Raw genomic sequence first — 17,880 nt, forward strand, 5'->3', positions numbered from 1 at the left:
AACAGGCCCGGCGCCTAATCCAGCGTCCGCCTGAACCGCACCAGCGCGACGCCGGCAAACAACGCCACGAACACCACCAGCCAGCCGATCTCCGTTGCCACCGCCGGCAGTTCGGCGCCCTTCAGCATCACCGCGCGGATGATGCGCAGGAAGTGCGTCAGCGGCAGGATCTCGCCGAAGACCTGCGCCCAGTCCGGCATGCCGCGATAGGGGAACATGAAGCCGGACAGCATGATCGACGGCAGGAAGAAGAAGAAGGTGAGCTGCAGCGCCTGCATCTGCGTGCGAGCGATGGTCGAGATCGTGTAGCCGAGCAGCACCAGCGCCAGCACGAAGATCAGCACGGCGGTCAAGAGCAGCGACATCGATCCGGTAAAGGGGATGGCGAACAGAAGCTTGGCCGCCGCCAGCACCACCACCACCTGCACGCCGCCGACCGCCAGATAGGGCAGGACCTTGCCGAGCATGATCTCGAGCGGGCTCGACGGCATCGCCAAAAGGTTTTCCATCGTGCCGCGTTCGGTCTCGCGTGTCAGCGCGATCGAAGTCATCATCACCATCGTCATCTGCAGGATGACGCCGAGCAGGCCGGGCACGATGTTGTATTGCGAGATGCCTTCGGGATTGTAGCGCCGATGCACCACCACTTCGAGCTGGCCCTTGGCAGCTTCGGCAGCGGCCTCCTGCATGCCGCGCGCCCGAAGCAGCGCCTGGCTGGCGACGGTGCTCAGCGTCGAGATGGCGCCGCTGGCGACGGCCGGGTCGGTGGCGTCGGCCTCGATCAGGATCTGCGGGCTGTCGCCCCGCTCGACCCGCCGGGCGAAATCGGCGGGGATGGTGACGACGAAGGCGACATCGCCGCGCGACATCAGGAACTCCGCATCGGCAGCACTTTGCGAGACATGGTCGAAGCGGTAGTAGCCGGTGGTCTGCAGCGCCGAGACCATGGCGCGCGTATAGGGGTCGCTGCTGGTCGCCACGAGTGCTGCCGGCAGGCTTTTCGGATCGTTGTTGATGGCGTAGCCGAACAGCACCAGCTGCATCAGCGGCACGCCCAGCATCATGGCGAAGGTGATGCGGTCGCGCCGCATCTGGATGAATTCCTTGATCAGCAGGGCGCCAAGCCGGGCGAAGGAAAAGACGCTGTTCATGCCATGTTGTCCTTCGAACCAGACATGAACTGGATGAAGACGTCCTCGAGGCTGGTTTCGCCGGGCGTCACCGTCACGCCCTTGTGCTCTTTCTCGACATCGGCGAGTGCCGCCTCAAGCTTCTTCCTGTCGGAGCCGACGACATGCAGCGTCGCGCCGAACGGCGCCACCTGGTCGACGCCAGGGCGGCCGTGAAGCTCCGCAGCGACCCGATCTAGGTGCGGGCCCTGCACGACGAACGTGGTCAGACCAGCATTCTTGACCACTTCGGCGACGGTGCCGGTGGCCAGCATCTTGCCGTAGGAGATGTAGCTGATGCGGTGGCAGCGCTCGGCCTCGTCCATGTAGTGAGTGGAGACCAGCACGGTCAGCCCACCGCTGGCAAGGCGATGGATCTCGTCCCAGAACTCGCGCCGCGCCTTCGGATCGACACCGGCCGTCGGCTCGTCGAGCAGCAGCAATTTCGGCTTGTGCATGATGCAGGCGGCCAGCGCCAGCCGCTGCTTCCAGCCGCCCGACAAGGTGCCGGCCAGCTGGTTGCGGCGCGTGGTCAGGCCGAGGTCTTCAAGCGTCCCGGCGACATATTCTTCGACCGGCTTCAGCCGGTAGAGCCGCGCCACGAATTCGAGGTTCTCGCCGATCGTCAGATCCTCGTAGAACGAGAATTTCTGCGTCATGTAGCCGACTTCGCGCTTGATGCGCAGGCTGTCGGTGCGGATGTTGAAGCCGAGCACCGTGCCTTCGCCCTCGTCGGGCGTCAGCAGGCCGCACATGATGCGGATGGTGGTGGTCTTGCCCGAACCGTTGGGCCCGAGAAAGCCGACGATCTCGCCTTCCGCGACCGTCATCGTCACATGGTCGACGACGGTCTTGTCGCCAAAACGCTTGACCAGGCCATGGACGTCGACGACGTTCATTTTGCGCTGCCCGCCAGATCGACATCGACGATCTGGCCCGGCTGCAGCGGGCCGGCATCGCCCTCCGGCCGTGCCTCGACCAGGTAGACCAGCTTCTGTCGGTTCTCGAGGGAATAGATCACCGGTGGTGTGAACTCGGGATCGGGCGAGACGTAGCTGACGCGCGCCTTCACATCCGGCCCGCAGCCGTCGCAATGGACGCCGAGCAAGGTGCCGACCTTGACCGAGGAGAAGGCGCTCTCTGGAATGTAGACGCTGAGCTTCACCGCGCCGTCGGGCAGGATCGAAATGACCGGCGCGGTCGGACCCGCGGTGTCGCCCGGATTGCGGATGACGTCGTTGACGCGGCCTGGCGAGGGTGCTGCCAGCACCCGCTTCGACAACCGCCACTGCGCCTGCTCCAGCGTCGCTTGCGCCTGCTTGACCTGGTTGTCGGCGGCCTTGATGGTCTCCGGCCGTGCCGGCAGGCCGCCGACGGCGAGATTGGCGGTGGCCTGGCCGACCTGCGCGTTTGCGGTTTCCAGTGTGGCCGACGCGGTGTCGAAATCAGCCTGCGTGCCGGCGCCGCGCTTGAACAGATCGGCGGCGCGGTCGAATTTGCGCTTGGCGTCGGCGGCCTGGGCGCTGGCCATGTCGACCTCGGCCTTCAGCACGGCGATCTCTTCCGGCCGCTTGCCGATCTGCAGGTCGGCCAATTGCGCCTGCGCCTGGGCAAGGCCGGCCTGCGCCTGCGCCACCGCGATTTTTGCGTCGGCACTTTCCAGCGTCACCACGGTCATGCCGGGCACCACGCGGTCGCCGCGCTTCACCGCGACGGTCTCGACCTGCGCCACCTCGATCGGCGCCAGCAGCACATAGTCGCCTTCGACATAGCCGACGGCCAGCGGGGCAGCCGGGGCACAGGCGCTGAAAAGCTGCGCGGCGAGCGGCAGCGAACACAGAAAGCTCATGGTCTTTGCCCCTTTATCCTTGCCCCTTTTCTGGAAGCCAATATGGCCTCGAGATTGCCCGATGTGGCCGCCACCACCTTGGCCGCCTCGGCCGCGCCGATGTCGTTCCAGCCCATGCGGCGCATCACCGCCTCGCGGCCGATGCGGAAATAGATGACCTGGCCGATCAGCGTGAACACGGTGAGCCTTGTGGCCTCACTTTCGGCCGGCTCGCCGGTCGCCTGTTCCCAGAGTTGGCACAGCCGGCGATGCGTCGGCTCGAAGACACCGTCATAGATGCGGTCGAGGGCTGCCGTCGGATGGGAAAGCTCGCGCAATACGAACTGCACGATCTCGCCGGCCTGCGGGCTTGCCACGACAAAGCCGACCATCCGCTCCAGCGCCGCGAACAACTGCGCTTGCGCCCCCTCCGGACCGCCCGGTATCGGCGCCTGCGCATTGCCGAGCGCCTGGCCGGCGACCGTCTGGATGGTCTCGACGATAAAGTCGGCGGCAGCAGTGCGAAGGCCCTCCTTGCCGCCGAAATGATAGGCGATCGAGCCGATATTGGCTTGCGCCTCGGCAGCGATCTCGCGCGTCGAGGTGCCGTCAAAACCCTGCCGCCCAAACAGTTTCAGCGCCGCCTGGACGAGGGCCGCACGCGTCATCTCGGCGGGAGATGCTTCGCGGCGAAGGATTTTGGTGGGGGGCTGCTTGATCATATGAGGTATTTAATCAAACGATTGATTAAAGTCAATTCGTGAACGCTAACTTGTGCATGCCACTGTCTTGCCATCGCCGACGGCAACCGCTTTAGTGCGCGGCCATGGGCAAGGAAGTCGAGCGCAAGTTCCTGGTCTCCGGCACCGCATGGCGGGATTTGGCCGAGGCGCGTATCCGTATCCTCCAGTTCTATCTTGCTGCCAGCCCGGGGCGAACGGTGCGCGTGCGCATCAGCGATGGCACGTCCGCCAAGCTGACGCTCAAGTTCGGCAGCAAGGCGCGCGAGCGCGACGAATTCGAATATCCGATCCCGCTGCCGGAGGCGGTGGAGATGATGGGTTTCGCCATCGGACGTGTCATCGAGAAGACACGTCACCATGTTAGGCACCGCGGCTATCTCTATGAAGTCGATGTCTTTGGCGGACCGCTTGCCGGACTTGTGGTCGCTGAACTTGAGACACCGGAGGACGTGCCGGACGAAATGCTGCCTGACTGGCTCGGCCGTGAAGTCACCGGTGAGCCGAAATTCTACAACGCGTCGCTCGCCCTCGGGGGGATACCGGAGATCGCCGCATGAGCTTTCGCATCGATCCGCGCCTGCCGCTGACCGACGAGGTCAGGCGTATCCTCGCCGAGGAAATCGGCAAGGCGCTCCATCATCTTGACGCCGCGCGGAGTCGCCCGGAACAGGCGCTGCACAAATGCCGCAAGCGGCTGAAGAACGCGCGCGCCTTGCTTCGCCTAGTTCGTTCCGGAGACGAAACATTCTGTGAGACCGAAAACCAGTGCTATCGCAACGTGGCCGGCCTGCTTGCCGGACCGCGCGAGGCGACGGCGCTGATCGAGACCATCGACCGGCTGGCGGCAAGTTCTCCCAAGGAGAGCGCCGACGACGGGCTAAGCGCGGCGCGCGACAGGCTGATCGCGCGCCAGCATGAATTGCACGAGGGCAGCGGGCTCGAAGCGGCGATCGGGGCGGCGACCACCGCTTGCGAGGAAGGCCTCAAGCGGATCGAAAGCCTTGCCTTGCCCGACCAGCCGGAACAGGCGGCCGACGTGCTTGCCGAAGGCGCCCGTGCCACGCTGCGTCGTGCCAGGAAAGCGCTGGACAAGGCCGGGTCGCGCGGCGAGGCCAATGATTTCCATGATCTGCGCAAGGCGGCCAAGACCCACGGCATGCATCTGTCGCTGCTCGGCAGGCTGTGGCCGACGCCGATCAGGGCAAGGCGCAAGGCGGTCGACGAACTGGGCGAGCGGCTGGGCGACCTGCACGATGTGCTGGTGATGCGCGCGCTGCTCGAAACCGATGACCGACCGCTCGGGCCGCCCGAGGACACGAAGCTTCTGGCCAAGCTGCTGAAGCGGTCGGAGAAGCAGCTGAAAAAGAGCTGTCTTGCCGAGGCGGCCGAGCTGTTCGGCGACAGTCCCAAACGCTCGACACGCAAACTGGCCCGCAAGGCGCGCGACGATCTGGCTGCGGCGCCGGAAGAGGCCGCGGCGACCACCAGCTGACCACGTGTGGCTGGCGCACAGCCGCCCGCCTATGCTAATCGCCATGGGGCATGACCAAGCCCGGCGACACGCTTCTGGATCGACTTGGCCGCTGGCTTGCCGGCCGGCTGCAGGATGAATCTTCCGGCTACGAGCCCTATACGCCGTCCGATGCCGAGACGCTGCGTCGCACGCTTGAGCCCGGCGACATCCTGCTGATCGAGGGCAACCAGAAGATCTCGGCGGCGATCAAATACCTGACCCAGTCGACCTGGTCGCATGCGGCCTTCTATGTGGGCGATGCGCTGGCCGAACAGGAAGACGGAACGGAACGGCAGCGGCTGATCGAGGTCACGCTCGGCGAAGGCTGCGTCGCCGTGCCGTTGTCGCGCTATCGCACCTACAACACCCGTATCTGCCGGGCGAGCGGGCTGGCGCCGGAGGATCGCGACAGGGTCGTCGCCTTCATGATCGGCAAGCTCGGCCTGAAATACGACCTCAAGAACATTTTCGACATGCTGCGTTTTTTCTTCCCGACACCGCCGGTGCCGGTGCGCTGGCGCCGCCGCATGCTGGCCTTCGGCTCCGGCGACCCGACACGGGCGATCTGCTCGACGCTGATCGCCGAGGCCTATGGCCAGATCCGCTATCCGATCCTGCCCGAGATCACCCGTGCGCCCGGCCGCGCTTCGGCGCAGTCGAATTACTCGCGCAAGGAAATCCTGCACATCCGCCACCACTCGCTGTACACACCGCGCGATTTCGACCTGTCGCCCTATTTCCGCATCGTCAAGCCGACGCTGGAATATGGTTTCGACTACCGGCAGATGGTCTGGGACGACAAGGCAAGCACAGACGCCGCAGCCGTAAAGGCTGGCGAAATCGCCTCAGACGCGTAATGGCTTTCGGCCTGGGTCAGGACATGTCCCTATGGCGCGGCCTACCGCTATCCAGCCGAGATGCGGGCGTTTCACATGGCGGCCTGTATCACGCCGAAACCGCAATAGCACCCTGGTTTTCGGCTCTGTGTTCTACCCAGACATGGACCGGTTCGTCCCGGCCGCGGATGCTCACCGGTCCATGATCGCGCGCATTCGACTGTGTCGTGGGCGATTCCGCCTTCGCGGCCTCAATCAGTCGTGACCCAAAGCAAATATTCGCCTGAAGCTCACGGCACAGCGACTGCAAACGGCTGGCGACGTTGACGGTGTCGCCCACCACCGCGAAGGACAGATTGCGCTCGCTGCCGACCGCGCCGATGACCACTGCTCCATATTGTGCACCGATCCGAACGTCCAGCGGCGGGTACCCCCTGGACACCCGCTGTACATTCCAGTCTTCGAGAGCGGCGACCATCGCTTCAGCGCACTGGATGGCCCGCGTCGCGTCGTCATGGCTGGCTTGCGGAACCCCGAATGTCGCCATGATGCAATCGCCGATATAGTTATCGACGGTGCCATGGTGATCGAAAACGACCTGTTCCATGCGACGGTGGAACTGACGCAGAAGTTCGAACACTGCTTCGGCCGGATGATCCTCGGAATAGTGTGTGAAGCCGACAATGTCGGCGAACAGCACCGCGATATCCTGCCGGCGGACCGGGCCGAAGGGCTCGTCATCGGTGGCGAGCTGGTCGACGACATTGGGCGAAAAATGCCGGGCGAGATTGGCGCGGGCGCGCTCTGCCTTGACGTAGTCTTCCGACAGAAGTCGGGAACGATAGACGACCAGCGCCATGATCGCGCCGATAATCAGCACAACCAACACGTTGGTCGCCTGCGAAAATGTATCGACGAAATTGGGGTTGAGATAGAGGTTCAGTCGCTCTGTCATCGGCAGCGAATAGAGGTTCGTCGCCGGAATGACGGTTCCAGGATAAGAAATCACCCATCCCACCCCGATCGCCCATGTCAAGGCCGCGAGCGCGCCGAGATAGAGCGCCAATCGTGTCGAAAGGGTCAGCGCGCCAAGGCATACGAAAATCAGCAAGAATTTGAAGCTGCCCTCGCGCAGTTGCATTGCGGCCGGCGCGACCTCCAGGGAAAACGGGTTGGGCATTACCAGCAGGACGGTCAACAGAATGATGTCCAGCGTACCGACGACGTAGCCGATCCACCATCGCGCCGTGCGGCGGCGCGCAAAGAGAAACTGGATCAGGCCGACGAGCTGGAACAGCACGAGGCCCGCCAGCACGAAGAGCAGCGAAGCATCCCAGCGGCTGATCAATGAAAAGAAGCAGGAGATCACAGCGAGCGATGCCGTACGGGCCCAGAACTGCAATGCAGCACCCTGGCGTTCTGCACGCGCCCGCAAATTTTTCAGGCGCGAATAGCGGCGAAGTTCAAGTGTTGGCGCGGTCGACATAGGATCACTTCGATTTCTTCGGCAAACCCGCCCTCTACGGTCTGGCAAATCAGTGCGCGAATCCTATCATGAATGTGATTTCATTTTTGAACCGCGGCTGCAAAGAGCAAGAATGTCCGGATAAAAGATCATTTGGCCGTGTCAGGCCGGTAACGGGCGGCGTCCCCTTGCAGGAGCGGCGGGCCGATCGAACGCGCCGGCATCGCGCGGGTGTGGGCCGATCGGCATGATCGCCGGAAATGGCGTCGCGCCAAAGGCAAACGTCCATTTGTAGCCGACCAGCCCAACCTCCGGCGTCGACTGCTGGTCGTGATGGGCCAGCAGTTTGGCGCGGTCGGCCAGCTCCTGCGCCTCGCGCCGCACCATCTCCGCCGTCTCCGACGTTTCAACCATCATAATGCATATATGACACATGTGCCCTCTCGTGAAACCGGATGGCGGGGAGCAAGACAGGCATGCTAGACTGGTATTGCCGGGAAGATATCGACGCAGCCTTCCCTTTTCAGCATCGACAGGGGGGTAAGCAGTTGAAGATTTCCAGGGCTTTGATGACGTCGGCAGCCTTGCTGTCGGCGGTTTTGCTGTTGGCGGGTTGCGGGCACGGGCTGATTAACCGGCTAATCTAATCTCCGGTCTCGCTGTCGCCGTTCAGGCGCTGACCGCGCCATCGCTGCCACGCCCGGGCAGTGAGCCAGCAAAGCATCGCCCAGACGAAGCCGGCGCACCAGCCGGCCAGCACATCCGACGGCCAGTGCACACCCAGATAGATGCGGCTGATGCCGACCAGCAGCGTCGTCATCACCGCCAGCGACAGCACATAGATCTTCGTCGTTCGCCCCGGCAGGAAGCGCGCTGCCAGCGCGCCGAGCGTCAGATAGGTCACTGCCGACAGCATGGCGTGGCCGCTCGGAAAAGACAGCGTCGTTTCGTTGACGAGATGCGAGACGAGTTCGGGGCGCGGCCGGTCGATGCCGGCTTTCAGCAGGCTCGACAGCACCTGACCACCGGCAACCGCCACGAAGATGAAAAGGGCGGTTGCCAGCCTGCGAATGAGCAGGAGATAGACGATTACCGCCGCCGTGATCAGCACCAGCACGCTGCCGCTGCCGAGGCTGGTGATATCGCGCATCGCTCCTTCCAGCCAGAGCGGGCCGATCGGGCTGTCGGGCTGGCCCGCCTTGCGGAAGGCGAGCAGGATTTCGGTGTCGAAGGCGTGCGGCGTGGTGGCCCGCGCCACCTCCATCAACTCCTCGAAGCCCCAAAGGCCGGCGGCGATGACCAGGCCGGCCAGCAGGACCGGGAATTCGACCCGGTTGAGCAGCGCGTTCGCGGCGTTCTTCATCGGCAAATTCACCCGTTACAACCGGCCTTGCAGATAGGGTCCGAGTGTGATCAGCGCCACGGCGGCGATCGCCAGCATGATGCCGGTCGCCTGCAGCGCGTTGACGCGCTCGCCGAAGAACACCAGCGCGACGACATTCACCGAGACCAGCTGGATGACGGCCGACAGGCTGAACGACACCGACATGCCGAACTCGCGGATCAGCCGCAGCATGATCAGATTGCCCAGCGAATAGAGCGCCAGCGTCAGCAGGATCTTGCCCAGGCTCGGCGCCAGGCCCCATTGCTTGGCCGCCGTCGCCGCCAGCAGGAAAATGACAGTCGAAAAGCCAAGCTGCAGCAATCCCGAAAAACTCAACGCCCGTCCCCTCTCGAAGCGGCATCGGCCGCGTGTGTCGCGGACGTTGTTCCGAAGCGCGCCGGGACGTCAAGCGACCTCGATCAAACGTAGCTCTTGGCAACGGCAAGAGGGAGGGTCAATGTGCGGATATCGCCCCGTCTGTCGATTCAAGGGCGGTCAGGGGTTCATGATACGCATTCTGCAAAACCTGGTGCGACGCTGGAGCGAACTTTCTCTTGCCCTGCAATTCGTCGTTGCCGGCGGCTTTGGCCTGCTGGCCGTCATGCTGGTGGTGGGCGCCTGGGTGACGGCGCAGATCCGGGAGGGCGTCATCCGCAATTCAGCCGCCACGACGGCCCTTTATGTCGACAGTGTGATTGCGCCGCTGCTTCCCGACCTGCGCAAGGACCAGGAGCTCAGCGACTCCGTCAAGCAGGCGCTCGACGAGACGCTGGGCCAGGGCGCGCTCGGCAAGCGCCTCGTCTCGTTCAGGCTCTGGAGCCGCGACGGCACGGTTCTCTATGCGAAGGAGACGGAGCTGATAGGCCGCCGTTTCGAACCGAGCAGCGGCCTGCGCTCTGCCTTCCAGGGCAATGTCGCCGCCCAGCTCGACACGTTCGACGAGACCGAAAGCAAGGAAGAGGCGTTCGGCGTGCCTTTGCTGGAGATCTACAATCCCGTGCGCGAGCCCTGGTCCGGCGAAGTGGTGGCGGTGACCGAATTCTACGAGATCGCCGACGAGTTCAAAGCCACCCTGGCTTCCGCTCTGTGGTCTAGCTGGCTGATCGTGGCCGGCGCGACCCTGGCGGCATTCCTGCTCCTGTCGGGCATCGTCCTTCGCGGCAGCCGCACCATCGACGATCAGCGCGGGGCGCTACGCCGCCAGGTGTCGGAGCTGCAGGGTCTGGTGACGCAAAACAGCGCCCTGCGAATGCGCGTGCAGCGGGCCTCCCGCCGCGCCACCGCGCTCAACGAAAGATATTTGCGCCGTATCGGCGCCGACCTCCATGACGGCCCGGCCCAACTCGTGGCCCTGGCGGCACTGCGCATGGACAGTCCGATATTTTCCGGCGACGGCCATTCGGGCGAAAGCCGCTCGACCGAGGTCGCGATGATCCGCAAGACGCTGGAGGATGCGCTACGCGAAATACGCGGTATCTGCACCGGCCTCGTCCTGCCGCAGATAGAGACGGCTGCCGCGCCGGACATTCTGCGGCTGGCCGTCAACGAACACGAACTGAGGACGGGAACGTCGGTGACACTCACGCTGGCCGGACAGTTGCCGGAGCCCGGGGCCTCCGAGAAGATCAGCATCTATCGTTTTGTGCAGGAAGGGCTGAACAACGCCTACCGCCACGGGCGAGGCAAGGATCAAGCGGTGAGTGCCGGGATGAAAGGTGGCAGGCTTTGTGTTGAAGTATCGGACGCCGGGCCAGGCTTCGATCCGGCACAGGTCGAGGGCCTCGGGCTCGCCGGTCTCAGAGAGCGGGTCGAAAGCATTGGTGGCCAGTTCGAAACCTTGACCGGGCCGCAAGGCACGCGATTGGTGATCCGTCTATCGGTTGAGGAGCAAGCATGACTGATGTCATTCGCATCGCCATTGTCGACGATCATCCCCTCTTTCGCGAAGGTGTGACGCGCAGCCTGTCGGAGATCGGAGGTTTCGAGATGGCTGGCGAGGGTGCCACGGCGCAGGATGCCGAACGCATCGCCTCGACGGTGCGGCCCGACATATTGCTGCTCGACATCTCCATGCCGGGCGGCGGTCTGGCCGCGGTTGCAGGCATCCTCGCCAACCATCCCGCCCAGAAGATCGTCATGCTGACCGTCTCGGAGGCCAATGCCGATGTGACCACAGCCCTGAACGCAGGGGTGCGCGGCTATGTCCTAAAAGGTATCGGATCGCGCGCGCTTGCCGACATCCTGCGCAACGTGGCGGCTGGCGAGAGCTATCTTTCGCCGACGCTGTCGGCCCGGCTGCTTTCGGATCTCCAGTCCCAGAAACCCGCCAACGCCATAGCGGACCGGCTGCGCCAACTCACCGAGCGGCAGACGGAAATCCTGCGGCTGGTGGCTGAGGGGCTAAGCAACAAGGAAGTCGCCTTGCGGCTGGAGCTTCAGGAGAAGACCGTCAAGCATCATATGACCGGCGTGCTGTCGAAACTCAATGTGCGAAACCGTACCGAAGCAGCCTTGATGATGCGTGAGGCGCGCGACCGCGACAGGAACCATCCTTAACAGTTCAGCGCATCTACAAAACCGGAACCGTTCCAGGGGCTTCAGTCATCGCGGCGCCGGCCCAAAACGAGGTCACCTCCGCCGGGGGGCGGCGGAGGTGACATGTGAAAGCCGACCGTTGCCTGTTGGCAAGCTTCACAAGGCCTTGAGGCGGCCGACATCGGCCGGCGTGACCCGGCGGTCGATGATCGTGCGCCCGAGTGCATCCTCCATCCTGAAACGACCGTTCTCGATCTCTTCCGTTATGCCGTCGGGATGCCGGACCGTGATCTTGTTGCCTGTCACGTCGACCTTGTCACCGGTCACGGCATTCACATGACTCGTGCTGTTGCCGCTCTTGCCCCTGTTGGATCCCGATTTGCCGGCGTTACCGCTGTTGCCATTCCCGCTGCTACTGCCGCTATTTCCGCTGTTGCCGCCGCTGCTGTTGCCGGAATTGCCGCCGCTGCTGTTTCCGCCACCGTTGCCGTTTCCACCACCGCTGTTGCCGCCGCCATTGCCGCCCTTGCCCGCCTGTGCGCTGGCGGCATAGATCCCGGGAGCGGAGCCGTGGAGGACAATCTGATAGGGAGCGATGGTCAGCGCCAACGCGGCCGCCGATCTGAGCGCCAGCCGGCAACAACGGGTCGTGACCGATCTGCGCATTCTGATCTCCGTCGATTGAGCCGGCGCCCACCCTCAACGTCGCAGCAGCAACCAACATCGCTGAAAGACGTGGTTCCCGGAAGCGACCTCCGACCGTTGCGGTTGTCACCCAGGACCTTTGCAAGCGCAAGATTGGACTAAAGTCCTGGGCTTGTGCTATATTAGCTTTGTATGAACGGCGCCGCGACAACCATCGCTGAACGGGAGACTGGCTTTCCCGATACCTGACGACGGAGACGCCGGACATCAAGTCACCTCCGCCGGGGGCGGCGGAGGTGACTTGTAACGCTGGCCTTTGCTTGGTTGACCTGTTTCACAAGGCCTGAAGACGACTGATATCGTCCGCCGGCGCCGGACGTTCGACGATGGCGCGGCCGAGGGGCTCCTTCATCTCGAAGCGACCGTTCTCGATCGCTTCCCTGGTGCCGTCTTTCTGGTGCGGTAGGGATGCTCGGTCTTGTTGCCGTCCACTTCGATCCTGTCGTCGGTTGCCACATTGACGGCGCCACAGTTGCCGCCATCATCGCCGCGTTTGTGCTGCTGCCGTCGCCATTCCCGCCGCCGCCATCCCTGGCATGCGCCTTGCGGCAACTCCGAGAATGCCGGCCAACGGTGCATGCAGTGCCTGTTGCGTCTGAAAGACCTCTTGATGTCACGAAAATGTGATCCGGCGATTATAAGGGTCAAACAGCTACCCATGCTCCAGCCATCCACGCAGCCAGAGGCAAGCCACCATGACTGACCATCGCTCCCCCGACGCCCGATTCCGCACCAGCCTGCTCGAGGAAAACGACGGCCCGGCCACCAACCCCACGGACAACCGCACCATGGGCGAGATCATCGCCGCGCGGTTCTCGCGCCGCGGGTTCCTGAAGGGCTCGCTGGCCGTCTCGGCCATCGCCGCCACCGTGAGCCCGCTGGCGCTTGTCAGCGCCGACGAAGCCCGGGCCGCGGAAGGCTCGGCCTTCGTGTTCGACGAGCTGGAGGCTGGCATCGACGACAAGCATCATGTCGCGGCGGGCTACGACGCCGATGTGCTGTTGCGCTGGGGCGACCCGCTGTTTGCCGATTCGCCGGACTTCGACCCGACGAAACAGTCGGCGCAGGCGCAGTCCAGGCAGTTCGGCTACAACAACGACTATGTCGGCTATCTCCCGATCGACGGTTCGGCCGAACACGGCCTGCTGGTGGTCAACCACGAATACACCAACCCGCATCTGATGTTCCCGGGCATCGTCAAGATCGTCGAAAAGGACGGCAAGAAGTCGGCAGAAGTCGCACCCCTTTCGAAGGAGCAGGTCGATGTCGAGATGGCAGCCCATGGCGGCACCATCGTCGAGATCCGCAAGGACGCTGGTAAATGGCAGGTGGTGCGCGACGGCAAGCTCAATCGCCGCATCACCTCCAACACCGATATGGTGCTGTCCGGCCCGGTCGCCGGCCATGACCGCGTCAAGACCAATGCCGATCCATCCGGCACCAAGGTTTTCGGCACATTCAACAACTGCGCCGGCGGCGTCACGCCCTGGGGCACCTATGTGATGGCTGAGGAAAACATCCACGGCTATTTCTCCGGCGGCTTGCCGGAAGGTCACAAGGAAGCCGCCAACTACAAGCGCCTCGGCATTCCCGAAGGCGCCTATGAATGGGCGGCGCATTACGACCGTTTCGACCTCGCCAAGGAGCCCAACGAGGCCAACCGCTTCGGCTGGATCGTCGAGGTTGATGTCAACGATCCGACCTCGACGCCGAGGAAGCGCACCGCCATGGGCCGCTTCAAGCATGAAGGCGCCGAATCGATCGTCGCCAAGGACGGCCGCGTCGTCTTCTATCTCGGCGACGACGAGCGCTTCGACTATGTCTACAAGTTCGTCACCAAGGCCGCGTTCAATCCGAACGACCATGCCGCCAACAAGGACCTGCTCGACGACGGCACGCTGCATGTCGCCAAGTTCGCCGAGGACGGCACGGTCGAATGGCTGCCGATTGTCTTCGGCCAGGGGCCGCTGACGGCTGAAAACGGCTTCGCTGGCCAGGCCGACGTGCTGATCGAAACACGCCGCGCCGCCGACCTGCTCGGCGCCACCAAGATGGACCGCCCGGAAGACATCCAGCCCAATGCCGTCAACGGCAAGGTCTATGTCATGCTGACCAACAATTCCAAGCGCAAGGCCGATCAGATCGATGCCGCCAACCCGCGCGCCGAAAACGCCTTCGGCCATATCATCGAGATATCGGAGGACGGTGGCGATTTCACTGCCGCCAAGGGCAAGTGGGAAGTGCTTTTGAAATGCGGCGATCCTTCGGTGGCCGATGTCGGCGCCACCTTCTCGACGGCAACGACGGCCAATGGCTGGTTCGGCATGCCCGACAATTGCGCTGTCGATTCGGCCGGTCGCCTGTGGGTCGCCACCGACGGCCAGGGTCCGAAAGCCACCGGCCGCACCGATGGCCTGTGGGCAGTGGACACCGAAGGGTCGGCGCGGGCGACCTCGAAACTGTTCTTCCGCGTGCCGATCGGCGCCGAAATGTGCGGCCCGCTGTTTGCGCCCGACGACCAGACCGCCTTCGTCGCCGTCCAGCATCCGGGCGACGGCGGCGAGGACTGGGAGGCGTTCGGCCGCCCGTCCTACTATGAGGACCTGTCGACACGCTGGCCCGACTTCAAGCCCGACATGCCGGTGCGGCCGTCGGTGGTCGCCATCACCAAACAGGGTGGCGGCAAGATCGCGGTCTGATATCCGGCGCTGGTTTGCAATCTCAAGGGAGGGACTTCGGTGACCCGAAGCCCCTCCCTTTTTCGTGAAATCATTCAAGCCTCGGGAAAGATTGGCAATTTAAACGTGGCGCCCTAGGTCTTTACCAGGAGATCGCCGTGTCGAAGTCCGTCTATGACCGTGGCTTGCTCAAGCCAGCCGATATAGCCAAGCTGCAGCGCGTGTTCGATGAGGCCTGCCGGCGGCGCGAAGCGCATCCCGATTCCGCCGATGCGCGCGAAATCGCGCTTAACCTGCTAGCCCTGCACAATGCCGGCATGGTCGAAGAGGACATGTTGATGGAGGCCGTCGGGTTCCGGCGGCTCGAGCCGAAATCGGCGTGAAGCCCGGCGGCGGCTTATCTTATTCAGCCCGCTGAACCACGGCCACATTGATCATGCTTCTCAATCGGAAGCCGATGGACTCGTACAATCCTATGGCAGCAGTGTTTGCGGCATAGGCATGGAGGTACGGTATCTCGCCCCGTGCAAAAATCTGGTTTGCCACGAACAGCGACAGCAGCCGGCCGAGGCCGAGGCCACGGAATTCCGGGTGCGAACAGACGCCGCTGAGTTCGCTATAGCCGGGTTGCTTCATGCGCTCGCCGGCCATCGCCACCAGCCGACCCTTGATTTTCACACCCCAGAAGTCGCCGAGGCTCAGCGCCCCTGATGTGAACGGGCCGGGTTTGGTGAGTGACGCCAAGGCCAGCATCCCGGCCGCATCCTCTTGCGTCAGACGTTGCACACGCTCGTCCGACACGGTCTGCATCGGCGCCTCGGCAACCATCTGCACGGCAGTGGCAGTCGACATCGCCGACAGGCCGGCTGGCAGCGCAATGGCATCGGCCTGAGCCATGATCACGCTCTCGCCCAAGGATACAAGCTTCCCGAACGCCCGCAGGCTTTCGGCATCGTCGGTAGCGGTCGCGGCAAAGAGGGCGATTGACGGTGAATAGCGCCTGGCAAGCTTGCCACCTTCCGCGAAGGCCTGATGCCTCGTCTCCAGCGCGCTCCAGACGGGGCGATCAAGAACATGTTTCATTGCCTGGCGCCTTCTTCGACGCGGCGATCGAGCGGGGCCGCAGCCAGACCGTCCTCGATGGCAGCGAGTTGATCGAGAAGCGGCCCTGAAAGATCCCGGCACAAATCCGCAACGGCGCTCTCTATGCGCGGCCACACGTCCCGCTTCGCGACATCGACCAGGCGTTGACCTCTCCCAGACAGCGAGACCACCCGCCGCCGCTGGTCACCATCCGACTGCATGGCTTCGACCAGCCCCAGTTCGGCCAAAAGCGACACGCTTCTTGTCACACCCGGTTGTGTCAGCCCCAGCGATCGCGCCAGTTCGCCGACAGCCAAGGGTCCCAGTTTGTCGAGTGCTGCAAGCAGCGGGTACTGACTCGATTGAAGTGGAACCTCCAAGCCGTCGAGCAGACGCTGCGCGTCGGCCTGCAACTGCTCGCCAATGCGCTTCAACCTGCTGCCCAGGCAGAGGTAGCCAAGAGATCGTATGACGTCTTCCATGATCGGCCTGCCAATAAATGATAACATGTTATATAACATGGCAAATAACGGATCAAGCCGGCGTTCCGGCGTCTCCGGTCAAATCAGCGTGAAGCACCGGATCGGTGGGACACGCCAGCGGAAGCTGCGATCCGTTTTGCGATCGCCTTGGCCAGGATGCCGGCATTGGCGAAGCAGCCGCGGATGCTTGGCCGCATGCCGGTAAACCATAGGCCGGGCAGTTTCGGAACGGCTTGCCCGCCGTTGAAGAGTGGAACGCCCTTGCTGTCGAGCACGCCGAGCTTGCCGACCATCGGCTCCAGCCCGGTGCGATAGCCTGTCGCGGCGATGACGATGTCGGGGTCGATCAGGCTGCCATTGGCCAGGATCACGCCGTCGCGGGTGAATTCCCGTATGGCCGGCACGACGGTGATCTTGCCGGTCTTGATGGCGTGAACGGCGCCATCGTCGGCGGCGATCGCGGTATAGTCCGAGGTCAGGCGGCTGGCGCCCCCCGACGGCGCAGGCGGCATGCCGAATTTGGTCAGGTCGCCAAAAACCAGGCGCTGCGTTGCCGCCATCACCACATCGGCGACCCTCAAGGGCAAGCGCGCCATGAACGGCGAGAGCCGATGCACGGCGATCTTGGCGATCCGCTTGGGCAGGAGGGCGGGGCCGTTGCGGGCCGACAGCCAGATGGCGGCCGTGTCTATGTCGGCCAGGTGATTGAGCGCGTCGAAGCCCGAATTGCCGGCGCCGACGACCAGCACTTTTTGGCCCGCATAGTCCTGCGCGTCGCCGAAATCCGCCGAATGGATGATGCGGCCGGCGAAATCCTTCATGCCTTTCCATTCGGGAGTGAAAGGCTGCCTGTCGCGGCCGGTGGCGATGACGACATTGCGGGCCAGGCGCGGCCCCGCGCTGGTCCGCAGCACCCAATGATCGCCGTTGAAGGTGATTTCTTCGACGGCGACGCCAAACTGCACCGGCAGCCGGTTCTCCTCCCTGAAATCATTCATATGGCGGATGACGACCATCCTTTGCGGAAAGGCAGGGGTGCCCGGGGGATAGGCGAGACCAGGCAACGAAGAAAGATCGCGGTGGGTGTTGAGACGCAGCTGCTGGTGCCGCCGGTGCCAGGGTTCGGCCAGCCGGCTTTCCTTTTCCAGGATCGCCGTCGGAACGCCTGCGTTCATCAAGGCATGCGCGACAGCCAGACCTGCAGCGCCGGCGCCGACGACGATTGCCGGCTCCACCGTTATCGGCAGGTCCGCAACCGATCTGATTGTCGTATCAGTCATTCACTCTCGAATCCCATTCGACCGCCCACAAGGCTCGCATGACGATGTAACCGTTTGATCCCGCGCAGGACCCATACCCGCAAGCCGCCGCCGATTTTCGGGCCATGCGATTTTCGAGCCACTGTACCGCGGTTGCGCTCTATATGGCATATGCGCGATATCAACGGTAATCAGGTCGC

The 17,880-nt window shown here is 63.7% G+C and carries 19 protein-coding genes; 7 read left to right on the forward strand and 12 right to left on the reverse strand.

Going from position 1 to position 17,880, the window contains the following annotated elements; translation table 11 throughout:
* Window positions 1-14: 14 nt before the first annotated feature.
* From ASD12_RS11355 to ASD12_RS11370, 4 genes are read right to left on the reverse strand one after another with little or no spacing between them, the layout of a single operon-like run.
* Window positions 15-1,151, reverse strand: coding sequence for an ABC transporter permease (locus ASD12_RS11355; protein ID WP_056585434.1), 1,137 nt, complete (start codon window positions 1,149-1,151; stop codon window positions 15-17).
* On the reverse strand, window positions 1,148-2,068 hold the full coding sequence (locus ASD12_RS11360) for an ABC transporter ATP-binding protein (protein ID WP_056585436.1): 921 nt from the start codon (window positions 2,066-2,068) through the stop codon (window positions 1,148-1,150). The genes ASD12_RS11355 and ASD12_RS11360 overlap by 4 nt, the downstream gene beginning before the upstream one ends.
* The gene (locus ASD12_RS11365; protein WP_056585439.1) at window positions 2,065-3,018 is read right to left on the reverse strand and encodes an HlyD family efflux transporter periplasmic adaptor subunit; all 954 of its coding nucleotides are present in this window, start codon (window positions 3,016-3,018) and stop codon (window positions 2,065-2,067) included. The genes ASD12_RS11360 and ASD12_RS11365 overlap by 4 nt, the downstream gene beginning before the upstream one ends.
* Entirely contained in the window at window positions 3,015-3,719 is a 705-nt protein-coding gene (locus ASD12_RS11370; protein ID WP_056585442.1) for a CerR family C-terminal domain-containing protein, read from the reverse strand. Before ASD12_RS11370 ends, ASD12_RS11365 begins: the two co-directional genes overlap by 4 nt.
* A 104-nt stretch (window positions 3,720-3,823) precedes the next feature.
* Here ASD12_RS11370 and ASD12_RS11375 point away from each other — a divergent pair, with 104 nt between their 5' ends.
* Genes ASD12_RS11375 through ASD12_RS11385 form a run of 3 tightly spaced genes read left to right on the forward strand, consistent with a single transcriptional unit; the run spans window position 3,824 to window position 6,110 of the window.
* A complete protein-coding gene (locus ASD12_RS11375; protein ID WP_056585444.1) occupies window positions 3,824-4,297 on the forward strand; it encodes a CYTH domain-containing protein in 474 nt (157 codons plus the stop codon).
* On the forward strand, window positions 4,294-5,232 hold the full coding sequence (locus ASD12_RS11380; protein ID WP_056585446.1) for a CHAD domain-containing protein: 939 nt from the start codon (window positions 4,294-4,296) through the stop codon (window positions 5,230-5,232). Before ASD12_RS11375 ends, ASD12_RS11380 begins: the two co-directional genes overlap by 4 nt.
* A gap of 50 nt (window positions 5,233-5,282) precedes the next feature.
* On the forward strand, window positions 5,283-6,110 hold the full coding sequence (locus tag ASD12_RS11385) for a lipo-like protein (RefSeq protein ID WP_056585449.1): 828 nt from the start codon (window positions 5,283-5,285) through the stop codon (window positions 6,108-6,110).
* A gap of 88 nt (window positions 6,111-6,198) precedes the next feature.
* Here ASD12_RS11385 and ASD12_RS11390 read toward each other — a convergent pair whose 3' ends face one another.
* The 4 genes from ASD12_RS11390 to ASD12_RS11410 all read right to left on the reverse strand — a co-directional run bounded on the left by ASD12_RS11390 (window position 6,199) and on the right by ASD12_RS11410 (window position 9,274).
* Window positions 6,199-7,575, reverse strand: a complete 1,377-nt coding sequence (locus tag ASD12_RS11390) for an adenylate/guanylate cyclase domain-containing protein (protein WP_056585451.1) — start codon at window positions 7,573-7,575, stop codon at window positions 6,199-6,201.
* A 141-nt stretch (window positions 7,576-7,716) separates the two neighbouring features.
* Window positions 7,717-7,968, reverse strand: coding sequence for a hypothetical protein (locus ASD12_RS11395; protein ID WP_244482826.1), 252 nt, complete (start codon window positions 7,966-7,968; stop codon window positions 7,717-7,719).
* 229 nt (window positions 7,969-8,197) lie between these two features.
* Window positions 8,198-8,917, reverse strand: a complete 720-nt coding sequence (locus ASD12_RS11405) for a phosphatase PAP2 family protein (RefSeq protein ID WP_056585456.1) — start codon at window positions 8,915-8,917, stop codon at window positions 8,198-8,200.
* 15 nt (window positions 8,918-8,932) lie between these two features.
* Window positions 8,933-9,274, reverse strand: coding sequence for a hypothetical protein (locus ASD12_RS11410; RefSeq protein WP_056585458.1), 342 nt, complete (start codon window positions 9,272-9,274; stop codon window positions 8,933-8,935).
* Between the two features lie 169 nt (window positions 9,275-9,443).
* Between ASD12_RS11410 and ASD12_RS11415 the strand changes: the two genes are divergently transcribed.
* Both ASD12_RS11415 and ASD12_RS11420 read left to right on the forward strand, forming a co-directional pair.
* Window positions 9,444-10,835 (forward strand): sensor histidine kinase, encoded by a 1,392-nt coding sequence (locus tag ASD12_RS11415; RefSeq protein WP_056585460.1) that lies wholly within the window; start codon window positions 9,444-9,446, stop codon window positions 10,833-10,835.
* Window positions 10,832-11,494 carry a response regulator transcription factor gene (locus tag ASD12_RS11420; protein WP_056585461.1) on the forward strand — a complete coding sequence of 221 codons (663 nt, stop codon included), beginning with the start codon at window positions 10,832-10,834 and terminating at the stop codon, window positions 11,492-11,494. The genes ASD12_RS11415 and ASD12_RS11420 overlap by 4 nt, the downstream gene beginning before the upstream one ends.
* A gap of 135 nt (window positions 11,495-11,629) precedes the next feature.
* On the opposite strand, the gene ASD12_RS11425 is transcribed toward ASD12_RS11420, so the two are convergent.
* Window positions 11,630-12,139, reverse strand: a complete 510-nt coding sequence (locus tag ASD12_RS11425; RefSeq protein ID WP_056585463.1) for a hypothetical protein — start codon at window positions 12,137-12,139, stop codon at window positions 11,630-11,632.
* Window positions 12,140-12,873: 734 nt separating this feature from the next.
* On the opposite strand from ASD12_RS11425, the gene ASD12_RS11435 reads away from it, so the two are divergent.
* Together ASD12_RS11435 and ASD12_RS11440 are read left to right on the forward strand one after the other, a co-directional pair.
* Window positions 12,874-14,877, forward strand: a complete 2,004-nt coding sequence (locus ASD12_RS11435; RefSeq protein WP_056585467.1) for a PhoX family phosphatase — start codon at window positions 12,874-12,876, stop codon at window positions 14,875-14,877.
* A 137-nt stretch (window positions 14,878-15,014) separates the two neighbouring features.
* Entirely contained in the window at window positions 15,015-15,239 is a 225-nt protein-coding gene (locus tag ASD12_RS11440) for a hypothetical protein (protein ID WP_013528677.1), read from the forward strand.
* Between the two features lie 19 nt (window positions 15,240-15,258).
* On the opposite strand, the gene ASD12_RS11445 is transcribed toward ASD12_RS11440, so the two are convergent.
* From ASD12_RS11445 to ASD12_RS11455, 3 genes are all read right to left on the reverse strand, one after another.
* A complete protein-coding gene (locus tag ASD12_RS11445; RefSeq protein WP_056585469.1) occupies window positions 15,259-15,939 on the reverse strand; it encodes a GNAT family N-acetyltransferase in 681 nt (226 codons plus the stop codon).
* Window positions 15,936-16,421 carry a MarR family transcriptional regulator gene (locus ASD12_RS11450; RefSeq protein ID WP_082525425.1) on the reverse strand — a complete coding sequence of 162 codons (486 nt, stop codon included), beginning with the start codon at window positions 16,419-16,421 and terminating at the stop codon, window positions 15,936-15,938. Before ASD12_RS11450 ends, ASD12_RS11445 begins: the two co-directional genes overlap by 4 nt.
* 83 nt (window positions 16,422-16,504) lie before the next feature.
* Window positions 16,505-17,701, reverse strand: coding sequence for an NAD(P)/FAD-dependent oxidoreductase (locus ASD12_RS11455; RefSeq protein WP_056585472.1), 1,197 nt, complete (start codon window positions 17,699-17,701; stop codon window positions 16,505-16,507).
* Window positions 17,702-17,880 lie beyond the last annotated feature (179 nt).

This window comes from Mesorhizobium sp. Root102 (assembly GCF_001425625.1).
Taxonomy (GTDB): domain Bacteria; phylum Pseudomonadota; class Alphaproteobacteria; order Rhizobiales; family Rhizobiaceae; genus Mesorhizobium.

Coding starts and splice junctions, on each gene's coding strand:
- ASD12_RS11360 (WP_056585436.1), bottom strand. CDS start 2,068: ATGAACGTCGTCGACGTCCATGGCCTGGTCAAGCGTTTTGGCGACAAG.
- ASD12_RS11425 (WP_056585463.1), bottom strand. CDS start 12,139: ATGCGCAGATCGGTCACGACCCGTTGTTGCCGGCTGGCGCTCAGATCG.
- ASD12_RS11395 (WP_244482826.1), bottom strand. CDS start 7,968: ATGGTTGAAACGTCGGAGACGGCGGAGATGGTGCGGCGCGAGGCGCAG.
- ASD12_RS11445 (WP_056585469.1), bottom strand. CDS start 15,939: ATGAAACATGTTCTTGATCGCCCCGTCTGGAGCGCGCTGGAGACGAGG.
- ASD12_RS11355 (WP_056585434.1), bottom strand. CDS start 1,151: ATGAACAGCGTCTTTTCCTTCGCCCGGCTTGGCGCCCTGCTGATCAAG.
- ASD12_RS11450 (WP_082525425.1), bottom strand. CDS start 16,421: ATGGAAGACGTCATACGATCTCTTGGCTACCTCTGCCTGGGCAGCAGG.
- ASD12_RS11380 (WP_056585446.1), top strand. CDS start 4,294: ATGAGCTTTCGCATCGATCCGCGCCTGCCGCTGACCGACGAGGTCAGG.
- ASD12_RS11420 (WP_056585461.1), top strand. CDS start 10,832: ATGACTGATGTCATTCGCATCGCCATTGTCGACGATCATCCCCTCTTT.
- ASD12_RS11405 (WP_056585456.1), bottom strand. CDS start 8,917: ATGAAGAACGCCGCGAACGCGCTGCTCAACCGGGTCGAATTCCCGGTC.
- ASD12_RS11415 (WP_056585460.1), top strand. CDS start 9,444: ATGATACGCATTCTGCAAAACCTGGTGCGACGCTGGAGCGAACTTTCT.
- ASD12_RS11375 (WP_056585444.1), top strand. CDS start 3,824: ATGGGCAAGGAAGTCGAGCGCAAGTTCCTGGTCTCCGGCACCGCATGG.
- ASD12_RS11455 (WP_056585472.1), bottom strand. CDS start 17,701: ATGACTGATACGACAATCAGATCGGTTGCGGACCTGCCGATAACGGTG.
- ASD12_RS11365 (WP_056585439.1), bottom strand. CDS start 3,018: ATGAGCTTTCTGTGTTCGCTGCCGCTCGCCGCGCAGCTTTTCAGCGCC.
- ASD12_RS11385 (WP_056585449.1), top strand. CDS start 5,283: ATGACCAAGCCCGGCGACACGCTTCTGGATCGACTTGGCCGCTGGCTT.
- ASD12_RS11370 (WP_056585442.1), bottom strand. CDS start 3,719: ATGATCAAGCAGCCCCCCACCAAAATCCTTCGCCGCGAAGCATCTCCC.
- ASD12_RS11435 (WP_056585467.1), top strand. CDS start 12,874: ATGACTGACCATCGCTCCCCCGACGCCCGATTCCGCACCAGCCTGCTC.
- ASD12_RS11390 (WP_056585451.1), bottom strand. CDS start 7,575: ATGTCGACCGCGCCAACACTTGAACTTCGCCGCTATTCGCGCCTGAAA.